Raw genomic sequence first — 10,398 nt, 5'->3', positions numbered from 1 at the left:
TGCGAGCGGTTCGCACGGGGGCCACGGTCGGCACGGGCACGGGGCCTCAGGCGGTGGCCGCCTTCAGCGCGATGTCGGTGCGGTGCTGGCCGCCCTTGAGGGAGATCCGGTCCACCGCGGCGTACGCGCGCTCGCGCGCCTCGGCCAGGTCGGCGCCGGTCGCGGTGACCGACAGCACGCGGCCGCCGGCGCTCAGCACCTCGCCGTCCTCACCCGCCTTCGTCCCGGCGTGCAGCACGAACGCGGTGCCGTCCGCCTCGGCCTCGGCCAGGCCCTCGATCGGGTCGCCGGTGCGCGGGGCGGCCGGGTAGCCCTCGGAGGCGACGACCACGGTGACGGCCGCGCCCTCGTCCCAGCGCAGCGGCTCCAGCTGGTCCAGGGTGCCGTTGGCCGAGGCCAGCAGCACGCCCGCCAGCGGGGTGCGCAGCCGGGCCAGCACGACCTGGGTCTCCGGGTCGCCGAAGCGGGCGTTGAACTCGATCACCCGGGTACCGCGCGAGGTGAGTGCCAGGCCCGCGTACAGCAGACCGGAGAACTCGGTGCCGCGGCGGCGCAGCTCGTCCACGGTCGGCTGGAGGACGGTCTCCAGGACCTCCTCGACCAGCCCGGCGGGCGCCCACGGCAGCGGCGAGTAGGCGCCCATGCCGCCGGTGTTGGGGCCCTCGTCGCCGTCCAGCGCGCGCTTGAAGTCCTGGGCGGGCTGGAGCGGGACGACGGTCGTGCCGTCGGTGATCGCGAACAGCGAGACCTCGGGGCCGTCCAGGTACTCCTCGATGACCACGCGCTCGCAGGCGGCGGCGTGCGCCAGCGCCTCCGCGCGGTCGGAGGTGACCACGACGCCCTTGCCGGCCGCCAGGCCGTCGTCCTTCACCACGTACGGGGCGCCGAAGGCGTCCAGCGCCTCGGCCGCCTCGGCGGCGGAGGTGCAGACGTAGGAGCGCGCGGTGGGGACGCCGGCCGCGGCCATCACGTCCTTGGCGAAGGCCTTCGAGCCCTCCAGTCGGGCGGCCGCGGCGGACGGGCCGAACACCGGGACGCCGGTCGCGCGCACGGCGTCGGCGACGCCGGCCACCAGCGGGGCCTCCGGCCCGACCACGACCAGGGCGGCGCCGAGCCGGCCGGCCAGCGCGGCGACCTGCGCACCGTCCAGCTGGTCGACCGGGTGGACCGTCGCGACCTGCGCGATCCCGGTGTTGCCCGGGGCACAGTGCAGTTCGGACACAGCGGGATCTTGGGACAGAGAGCGGCACAGGGCGTGTTCGCGGGCGCCGCCGCCGATGACGAGGACCTTCACGCCTGGCAGCGTAGTCGGTGGCCTGTTCCGGCCGCTCTCCGGTCCCGTCGGATCCTCCAGGTGGAACGCTCCGTACGCCGAGCACACTGGAGGATCCTCCAAGCCCGGCCGGGCCGATTCGGCGCCGGGTGCCCGGGTCACGACGGCGGGTCACCGGACCCTCGCTCGGACGGGTGAAATCTCGCCGACCCCCGCAACCCGCCCACCTCGGGTTCCGTTGGCCGAAACCGGTAACGATCAGCGGAGAAGCGCCCCCATGGTCAGCCATTTGGCGGTAAGAAGTGCTGTTGGAGAACCACCGGCGGACACCACGTCAGCCGTTGCGCCGACAGACCCAGCAGTCCGCCCGCCACAGGGAGCCCCACAGGTGAGCCAGCCGGAAATGCAGCCCGAGGAGAGTGCCTGGGGCAAGGAGATCGGTGAGGAGGACCCGCCCGCCGCCGCCGTCGTCCGACGGGCCTCCACCCGACGCCGGGACGATCTGAGCACCCGCCAGTTCCCGCTCGGGGACTGGGGCGAGCCCGCCGAACGGCTGGAGGAGCTCTACCGCTGGTCCGAGGAGCGGGCGGTCGAGGCGATCGAGTGGTACCGCCGGGACCGGATCTGGAAGCGCCGCTGGGCACGCCTGCTGCGGTTCGGCGCGGCCGGCTTCGCGGTGGGCGGGGTGACCGCCCCGCTGGTCGACCTGGCCGGCGCCTTCGCGAACGGCACCGGCTGGGGCTACGTCGGCTTCGCGCTCTCCGCCGGCTGCCTGGCCGCCGACCGGGTCTTCGGCCTCACCTCCGGCTGGATGCGCGACGTCTCCACCGGGCAGGCGCTGCAACGCCGCCTGGAGGCCTTCCAGTTCGACTGGGCGTCGGAGTGCGTGCGCGAGGTGCTCGGCCCGACCGAGGGCACCGCGGGCGAGGCCGCCGAGCGCTGCCTGGGCGTGCTGCGCCGGTTCTGCGAGGACGTCTCGGACATGGTCCGCTCCGAGACCTCGGAGTGGATGCTGGAGTTCCGCGCCTCGATGACCCAGCTGCCCACCCAGTCCGGCGGGGCCTGGGGCGGGCGCAGCGAGCCCGGGGTGGGCGCCCAGGTGCGGGTGCTGCCGCCGCCGGGCACCCGACCCACCATGCCGCGTCAGCGGCCGCCGGAGGGGCCGCTGCGCTAGCGATCGGGGGGCCGGGAGCCGGGTCGGGGCCTCAGGACTCGGGGCTCGGGGCTCGGGGCTCAGAACCCGGGGGCCACGACTCGGGGCTCAGGCGAAGACGATCATCGAGCCCTGGGTGACGCTCCTGGTCGCCGCCGCGTACAGGCCCGACCAGGCGTGCCGCTCCCGGGCGAAGGGGTGGACGTCGTCGATCGGCGGCCCGAACGGCTGCTCCAGGCCGGTCGGGCCGAGCGGCCGGGTCGGGTCCGGCGGGTTGAGCGGGTCGATGCCCAGCGCCGGTGCGACGGCCTGGAGTTCGCGCAGCAGCCCGTGGCTGGAGCCGAGCGGGCCGCCGGAGGCGAGCAGCGTCTCGTCCACCAGCGGCACCGCGAACTCGACCGGCACGTACGCGCCGGCGTGGTCGAAGTGCCAGACCAGGTGCGACTGTTCGGCGCTGCTCTCGAACATCTCCAGCAGCTGCTCGTAGTCGCCGCCGAGCGTGTCGACCGGGGTGATGTCCAGCCCGGTGAGGCCCAACAGGTAGGCGCGGCGCAGGAAGTGCAGCGAGTCGTAGTCGAAGGCGGCTATCGGCTCGACCGCACCGCTGATGCCCGGGACGAACTGGTAGACCGGCACCTCGGGCAGCCCGCGCGAGGCCAGCACCGCGTTGTAGAGCGCGAGGTCGTCCCGGAAGGGGTTGTCGGGACTGTGGCTCAGCACGTCCACCAGCGGGACGAGCCAGAGGTCGCAGGCCATGGCCGGCAGTTCCTCTCCGGAGGCGGGGATCGCCCGCGGAGACGGGGCGACGACGGGGGCTTGGGTCGGTACCCGGACGGCCCGTTGGCGGGGCGCCCGGTCCGACGCCCGCCCACCCTACCGGCCCGGCGCGGCGTGCGGGTCGGGCCGTCCCCGCGGGGCCTCCGGGGGCGGCTCGGGCAGCCGCCGGCCGAACCGGCCGTACGGCGTCGCGCGCGGCTGCGGCACCAGGCCGAGGCCCAGGCCCAGTTCACGGCCGAGCTCCCGGCCCACCTCGTCGCTGCGGCGGCTCCGCTCGGCACGGGCCTCACCGGGCCCGGCGGGTTCGGCGGCCGGCTCCGGCGGGGCCGGCGGCGCGGGCGGCGGCTCGACCGGCACCGCCGGCGGCTCCTCCCCGGCGAACTCGGTGAGCAGCCCGAGGACCGTCACCGACTCCAGCGGCTGCCCGGCCAGCCCGGCCAGCAACCGGACGGTGTACAGGTTGTACTCGCAGATGATCCGGTGCGCGGCGAGCGGGTCGCGGGCCTCGATCGCCTCGACCAGCTCCGGGTGGCGCTCCCAGCAGACCCCGCCCAGCGCGGGCAGCTCCCGCAGGTAGCGCGCGGCGAACATCCAGGACTGCACCCGCAGCCAGTCCAGGTAGTCGGCGATCCGGCGGTTGCCGAGCAGCGCGCCGACCTCCTGCCAGAACCGGCGGTCGCAGCCCACCATCACGTCCAGGTTCCCGGCCCGGGCGGCCCGCACCGCCGCGTCGGCCCGGCGGTGCAGCGAGGACAGCCGGCTGAGGTCGGGCAGCGCCCGGCGGGCGACGTACTGGCGGTGGAAGCTGTCGGTGATCAGGACCCGGGACTCGAAGATCTCCAGGAAGTCGTCCCAGCCCAGCTCGGGCACGGTGAAGCCGCGGTGGTGCTCGGCCCGCAGCAGGCCCTGCGCGCCGAGGTCGACCAGGGCCTCGCGGGCCGGGGTCGCGGAGACGCCGTACAGCTCGGCGATCTCCTTGACGGTGAAGTTGCGGCCGGCCGCGAGTCGGCCGGCCATCATCTCCTCGCGCAGCGCGCCGGCGATCTGCTCGCGCAGGCTGTTGCGGTGGATGACGGGACGGGGGGTGTCGCCTGCGCCGTTGTCAGGCATGGGCGCGACCTCCTCGGGCGGGCCGACCGGGCAGGCCCTCGTACGGGCCGGCGGGGAACACGACGAGTGCTCATCTTCTCAAACCCGATCGACCCAGGTACGAACCAACCCTCCGGAACACCGTCCGCGGCGCCCCGGCGCCGTCCCGACCACGCCCCGTCCCCCGCTCCCGCCGCCGCGCCGGCCCCGCGCCGGCCCCCGCGCCGAGACCCGCGCAGCCCCCGCTCCGGCTCAGCGCTGGACCGGCGCCGGGATCCCCAGCAGGCGGTCCCGCAGCACCGGGAACTCCTCGCGCGCCTTGGCCACCTCGGCCGGGTCGAACTCGACCGTCAGGACCTCCTCGTCCGCCCCCGCCTCGGCCAGCACCCGGCCCCACGGGTCCACCACGATGCTGTGCCCGGCCTGCTCGACCCCGGCGTGCGTCCCGGCGGTGTTGCAGGCCAGCACGAACGCCTGCTCCTCCACCGCCCGGGCCCGGGCCAGCAGCGTCCAGTGCTCGCGCCGCCGGGCCGGCCAGGCCGCCGGGACCACCAGCAGCTGCGCGCCGGCGTCCAGCAGCGCCCGGAACAGCTCCGGGAAGCGCAGGTCGTAGCAGGTGGCCAGGCCCAGCGTGGCGAAGTCGGTGGGCGCGGTGACGATCTCCTGCCCGGCGCCCATCACCACCGCCTCGCCGCTGTCGAAGCCGAAGCGGTGGATCTTGCGGTACGTGTGCACCAGCTCGCCGTCCGGGGAGAACAGCAGCGAGGTGTTGTAGATCGGACCGTCCGGATCGCGTTCGACGATCGAACCGGCGTGCAGCCAGACCCCGGCGGCCCGGGCGGCGGCCGACATCACGTCCGAGGTGGGCCCGTCCAGCGTCTCCGCGCCGTCCGACCAGAGGTCGTAGGCGAAGCCGCCGAGCGGCCACAGCTCCGGGAGCACCACCAGGTCGGCGCCCTGTTGCGCCCGCACCAGGGCGGCCGCCCGAGCCCTCCGCTCGGCGGGCGGCTCCGCGTCGGAGACCGCGAGTTGGATCAATGAAGCGCGCACAGTACCACCGTCCACGGCAAGAGACCTACGATCGTCACCCGAAAGCGCTGCCCAGCTGTCTCCCGGCAGCGTAACGTGCGGTTAGCGTGTGCGCCGGGAAAGCCGGACCATCCCGGTCGGCCGTGACGGCGGGGCACAGGCGGCAAGGAAGCTGACGGAGGGCCGGAGATTCCCGTGACGGACAACCAGACCGTGCAGGCTTACACCGAGGCGTGGACCCAGACCATCGAGTCCATATCGGAGCTGGTCGCCCCCCTTCCCGAGGGCTCCTGGAACCGGGCCACCGAGTGTCCGGGCTGGTCCGTCCGGGACGTCGTCTCGCACGTCATCGCGGTCGAGTCCGACCTGCTCGGCGACCCCCGCCCGATCCACTCGCTGCCGCGTGACCTCCGTCACGTGACCACCGAGTTCGCCCGCTACGTCGAACTCCCGGTCGACAAGCGCCGCTGCCACACCGCGCTGGAGATGACCAGCGAGCTGGAGTACACGATCATCCGGCGCTCCCGGGCACTGCGGAACGCCAAGCAGACGCCCGAGGAGCCGGTGCGCTGGCCGGCCGGGCCGCTGGCCAGGGACATCCCGTACCACGAGCTGCTGCGGAGGCGGGCCTTCGACGTCTGGGTGCACGAGCAGGACCTGCGCCGGGCCCTGGAGGCCCCGGGCAACCTGGACGCGCCGGCCGCCCTGATCACCCGGGACGTGCTGCTGGAGCTGCTGCCCAAGGCCGTCGCCAACAAGGCCGGGGCGCCGGCCGGAACGGCCCTGGTGCTGGACGTCACCGGCCCGGTGGAGTTCCTGCGCACCGTCCGGGTGGACGCCAGCGGCCACTGCACCGTGGACGAGTCGATCAGCCTGGCTCCCGACGTCCAGCTCACCATGGACTGGGAGACCTACCTGCGGCTCGCCTGCGGCCGCGGCCGGCCCGGCCCGGTCTCCGTCGAGGGCGACCAGGAGCTGGCCGAACGGGTGCTGGCCAACTTCTCGGTCACCATCTGAGGCCTGCCGCCCGGGGCCGGACGCCGGGCCCCGGGCTCAGCCCGCCTGCGCCGCGACCTTCCGGCGCAGCCGCAGGATCATCGCCGTGCCCACCGCCAGCGGGACGTACTGCCAGCAGAACGCCCAGCGGAAGGCGGCGGCCGAGTACCCGCCGGCCCCGTCCGGGGAGAGCGCGTCCAGCAGGACGCCGATGCCGAACAGGGTGATCATCGTGCCGATGAAGCCGCCCATGTTGACGATCCCGGAGGCGGTGCCGAGCCGCTCCGCGGGGTTGCGGGCGCGCGCGTAGTCGAGGCCGACCAGCGAGGCCGGGCCGTTGCTGCCCATCACCAGGATGATTCCGACCAGCAGCCAGGTCGGCGGGTGGCCGCCCGGCCAGGCCAGCACCAGCGCCCAGCCGAGCGCGGTGGTCACGACGACGGTCAGCACGATCGGCATCCGGGCCCGCGCCGAGGCGGAGAGCAGCCGGCCGAAGAGGAAGCCGAAGCTCATGTTGCTGAGCACCAGCAGGGTCAGCAGCCCGCCGGCCCCCGCCCGGGACATGCCCTGCGCCTGCACCAGGTAGGGCAGGCCCCAGAGCAGGCCGAAGGCGTTGCCGGGGAACTGGGTGGTGAAGTGGATCCAGAGCCCGAGCCGGGTGCCCGGCTCCCGCCAGCAGGCGAGGACCTGCTGGCCGACCTTCGGCCGTACGCCGGTCGCACCGGCCTTCCCGGCCTCCCCGGTCCGGGCGGCGGCCTCCTGCGGGGGCGTGTCCCTGAGGAAGAGCGCGACCAGCGCGAACACCGCCACGCCCAGCAGCGCGATCGCGGTGAAGGTGGGCGTCCAGCCCTCGCTGTGCAGCGCCTGGGCGAGCACTACGGTGGTGACCAGGTTGCCGCCCATCCCGGCCAGGCCGGTCAGCTGGGCGACGAACGGGTTCCGGGCCGCCGGGAACCACCGGGCGGCGATCCGCAGCACGCTGATGAAGGTCATCGCGTCGCCGCAGCCGAGCACCGCGCGGGAGGCCAGCGCGGGGCCGAAGGAGGAGCTGAACGCGAAGGCCAGCTGACCGGCGCTCAGCAGCAGGACGCCCAGCAGCAGCACCCGGCGCGGCCCGAACCGGTCGACCAGCAGGCCGACCGGGATCTGCATGGCCGCGTAGACCAGCACCTGGAGGATCGAGAAGGTGGAGAGCGCCGAGGCGCCGATGCCGAAGCGGTCGGCGGCGTCCAGTCCGGCCACGCCGAGGCTGGTGCGGTGGATGACGGCCAGGATGTAGACGCTGACGCCGACGGACCAGGCCAGCCAGGCCGCGCGGCCGCCGGGCGGCTCGAACGCGGCTCCGGGCACCGGCGCGGGGACGACCGGCTGGGCGGCCGGGGGCCCGGCGGCGGGTCGGGGAGCGGGGACGGACGGGGACGGGGCTGGACGGGCGGGCTCCACGGTCATAGTCCGACCAGATTAGTCATCCCATGATTGGACGCCCAGATCCGGGGCGCGCACCGCGCCTCAGCCGGTCAGCGTCCAGGACACCGAGCGGGTCATGTGCCGCTCCCGGAAGGCCTCGTCCCGCACCCAGTCGGTGGTGTCCTTGACGGTCGCCGTCACGGTGGCCGTCCGGCCCGGGGCCAGCTCCAGCGCGGCGGTGTCCAGCCAGGAGCCGTCGGGGGACTGCGGCGTCACCGGGACGCCGTTCACCTTCCACTCCACCTTCAGCTGCCGCGGGCCGGTCAGCGGCAGCGGCCGGACGTCGAGCCGGGGCCGCCCGGACACCTCGCCGGGGGCCGGCACCGGGGCGTCGGTCGGCCGGACCCTGCGGTAGAGCTCCTCGATGATCGCCTCGCGCGAGGGGAGGTTGTACGCGCTGCCGAGGGTGCGCATCACCGAGTCCGGGGTGGGCCGGTAGAGGCCGTTGGCGCTGCGGTACGCCCCGATCACCCCGGCCCCGTCCGGGGACTCGGCACCCAGCCAGCGCCACCACTTGGTCTGCTTCCTGCGCATGTCGTCGGCGTTGAGGGTGGCGAGGTTCGGGTAGTCGGCGTCGTCCGGGGCGCTGTCGTACTCGTCGCCGAGGTCCCCCACGGTGTGCCCGATCTCGTGCTGGATGATCCGCCCGGCGTCCGGGCTGCCGCCCGCCAGGGTGGTCACGCCGGTGCCGCCGGCGCCCCCGTACTCGGTGGAGTTGGCCAGGGCTATCAGGTACTGCGGCCCGGCGCCGCCCCCCGCGTACCGGGCGGTGGCGGCCTCGTCGGCGCAGAGCAGCCGGGCGGTGCCCTCGCACCAGAAGTGCATGCCGAGCGGGGTGGCGGTCTTGCGGCCGCGGCTCTCGGACTCCGCTATCCCGGAGACCGGGGAGACCACCTCGACCCGCCTGATGTTGAAGAAGCCCTGGTAGGTGCGGAAGGGCTCGATGTCCATCAGCGCGTGCCAGGCCTTGTCGGCCTGCTGCCGGAAGAGGTCCTGCTCGCCGGCCGTGTAGCCGTCGCCGAGCAGCACCAGGGTGATCCGGTTGGCCGGGTCCCCGGTGCGGCGTATGTCGACGGTGGGGGCGGCCGCGGGTATCCGCTGGTCGGCCTGGAGGGCCGCGTGCGGCGGCACCGCGCGGTCGGCCGCGGCCCCCGGCCCGATCGCGCCGAACGGCGAGGGGCCGACCAGCTCCAGGGCGCCCGGGAGGGCGGCGGCGGACACCAGCACGAGTGCGGCCAGACTCCGGACGAGACGGCCAGGGTTGCCAGGCGGCATACGGGTGCGTCCTCCGGGTTCCGGTCACCCGGCGTCGCCCGGGTGGTGGAGCGGAGACGTACCCGGGCGGCCGGGACTCCCCTATCCGGCCGCGAAAAAGTCACCGACCTGGCCGAACGATCCGTACTTTCCGGATCATTCAGGTCATACCAACCATCACTCGGACGGTCTCCGAGGCCCGCCGAAGAACGTCGAAAAATTCTCGGAACCCGTCTGCAACCCCCGGCGGGGATGCGCGTCTATACGGATGAAGGCACGGAGAGCGAGACCGGCGGAGCCGAGGGGCGCTTCCGCTCGTGAAGGAGCGGGGCCGGTCGTCTTCGCCCACACACACCGTCAGACCCATGACCCTGGGGAGTCACGTCATGCGCACGTCCGTTATCAACCGTTTTGCGAAGAACGACCGCGCCTTCTCCGGCCGCCGCCGCATCGCCACCGTCGCCGCCACCGTCGTCCTCGCCGGCGGCGTCCAGCTCCTCGCCACCGACACCGCCTGGGCCTGCGGGGACCACCGGCTCAACGGCGCGTACGAGGCTCCGGCCAACGTGCCCGGGCTGTCCCCGGACACCTCCATCGTCTCCGCGAAGTCCTCCGTGGTGGCGGACGGCAGCTGGAACGAGGTCTCCGTCAAGGTCACCAACAAGGCCGCCGAGGACGCCCACGGCATGGAGCCCTTCCTTGGCATCCACACCCCGGGCTCGGGCGCAGCGGCCCGCCTCAAGGACGTCAGGATCCAGTACCTGGACTACACCGGCGCCTGGAAGAACCTCCAGCTGATCGACGGCTGCTCCCGCGTCGTCGACATCACCGGCTCCCAGCGCCAGCGGATGGCCGCCAACAGCTCGGTGACCTTCAGGTTCCGGTACTCGCTGGCCGCCGCCACCCCGGCCGGCGTGACCACGATCGACCTGCTGGCCTCGACCGAGATGGCCGGCTCCCAGGGCCCGGGCGACTCGGGCTTCAAGCCGGTCAAGGTGACCCCCCCCCAGGACACCGCCGGTGCCAAGCCGACCACCCCGGCCAAGCCCGCGCCCACCAAGGACACCAAGCCGGCCCCGGCCAAGCCCGCCACCGAGCAGACCAAGGACACCGCCCCGGCCGCCCCGGCCCCGAAGCCGACCACCCCCACCGCCGCCCCGGCCACCACCGCCCCCGCCGGCACCCCCGAGCTCGCCCAGACCGGTTCCTCCTCCACCAACACCTTCCTCGCCGCCTCCTCCGCCCTGCTCCTCGCCCTCGGAGCCGGCGTCCTGATCGCCGTCCGTCGACTCCGCCCCCAGCGCTAGGGCCTGCGGGCGGTCACACCGAAGGGGCCCTCCTCCGCACGGCGGTGCGGAGG

General features: G+C 74.3%; 9 protein-coding genes. 3 read left to right on the top strand and 6 right to left on the bottom strand.

Annotated elements, in window-relative coordinates; translation table 11 throughout:
* Positions 1 to 46: 46 nt before the first annotated feature.
* Positions 47 to 1,294: a phosphoribosylamine--glycine ligase gene (gene purD, locus ACFU6K_RS18565; RefSeq protein WP_380664286.1), complete on the bottom strand. Its 1,248-nt coding sequence runs from the start codon at positions 1,292 to 1,294 to the stop codon at positions 47 to 49.
* A 367-nt stretch (positions 1,295 to 1,661) separates the two neighbouring features.
* Between purD and ACFU6K_RS18560 the strand changes: the two genes are divergently transcribed.
* Positions 1,662 to 2,447 (top strand): SLATT domain-containing protein, encoded by a 786-nt coding sequence (locus ACFU6K_RS18560; protein WP_082346216.1) that lies wholly within the window; start codon positions 1,662 to 1,664, stop codon positions 2,445 to 2,447.
* An 87-nt stretch (positions 2,448 to 2,534) separates the two neighbouring features.
* Here ACFU6K_RS18560 and ACFU6K_RS18555 read toward each other — a convergent pair whose 3' ends face one another.
* The 3 genes from ACFU6K_RS18555 to ACFU6K_RS18545 form a co-directional block, all read right to left on the bottom strand.
* Positions 2,535 to 3,182: a hypothetical protein gene (locus tag ACFU6K_RS18555; protein WP_380664283.1), complete on the bottom strand. Its 648-nt coding sequence runs from the start codon at positions 3,180 to 3,182 to the stop codon at positions 2,535 to 2,537.
* Between the two features lie 117 nt (positions 3,183 to 3,299).
* Positions 3,300 to 4,313 (bottom strand): GntR family transcriptional regulator, encoded by a 1,014-nt coding sequence (locus tag ACFU6K_RS18550; protein ID WP_380664281.1) that lies wholly within the window; start codon positions 4,311 to 4,313, stop codon positions 3,300 to 3,302.
* A 231-nt stretch (positions 4,314 to 4,544) separates the two neighbouring features.
* Positions 4,545 to 5,342 carry a carbon-nitrogen family hydrolase gene (locus ACFU6K_RS18545; RefSeq protein ID WP_049656341.1) on the bottom strand — a complete coding sequence of 266 codons (798 nt, stop codon included), beginning with the start codon at positions 5,340 to 5,342 and terminating at the stop codon, positions 4,545 to 4,547.
* Between the two features lie 174 nt (positions 5,343 to 5,516).
* Between ACFU6K_RS18545 and ACFU6K_RS18540 the strand changes: the two genes are divergently transcribed.
* The gene (locus ACFU6K_RS18540; protein WP_380664279.1) at positions 5,517 to 6,338 is read left to right on the top strand and encodes a maleylpyruvate isomerase family mycothiol-dependent enzyme; all 822 of its coding nucleotides are present in this window, start codon (positions 5,517 to 5,519) and stop codon (positions 6,336 to 6,338) included.
* A 36-nt stretch (positions 6,339 to 6,374) separates the two neighbouring features.
* On the opposite strand, the gene ACFU6K_RS18535 is transcribed toward ACFU6K_RS18540, so the two are convergent.
* Together ACFU6K_RS18535 and ACFU6K_RS18530 are read right to left on the bottom strand one after the other, a co-directional pair.
* On the bottom strand, positions 6,375 to 7,766 hold the full coding sequence (locus ACFU6K_RS18535; protein WP_380664277.1) for a nitrate/nitrite transporter: 1,392 nt from the start codon (positions 7,764 to 7,766) through the stop codon (positions 6,375 to 6,377).
* A gap of 60 nt (positions 7,767 to 7,826) precedes the next feature.
* Entirely contained in the window at positions 7,827 to 9,059 is a 1,233-nt protein-coding gene (locus ACFU6K_RS18530) for a M64 family metallopeptidase (RefSeq protein WP_380664275.1), read from the bottom strand.
* 365 nt (positions 9,060 to 9,424) lie between these two features.
* Between ACFU6K_RS18530 and ACFU6K_RS18525 the strand changes: the two genes are divergently transcribed.
* Positions 9,425 to 10,345: an LAETG motif-containing sortase-dependent surface protein gene (locus ACFU6K_RS18525; RefSeq protein ID WP_380664273.1), complete on the top strand. Its 921-nt coding sequence runs from the start codon at positions 9,425 to 9,427 to the stop codon at positions 10,343 to 10,345.
* Positions 10,346 to 10,398 lie beyond the last annotated feature (53 nt).

Origin of the sequence: Kitasatospora sp. NPDC057512, from assembly GCF_042802135.1 — a bacterium.
Taxonomy (GTDB): Bacteria; Actinomycetota; Actinomycetes; order Streptomycetales; family Streptomycetaceae; genus Kitasatospora.
The sequence above is the reverse complement of the archived record's forward strand: the minus strand, read 5'-3'. Positions and strand labels throughout refer to the sequence as shown.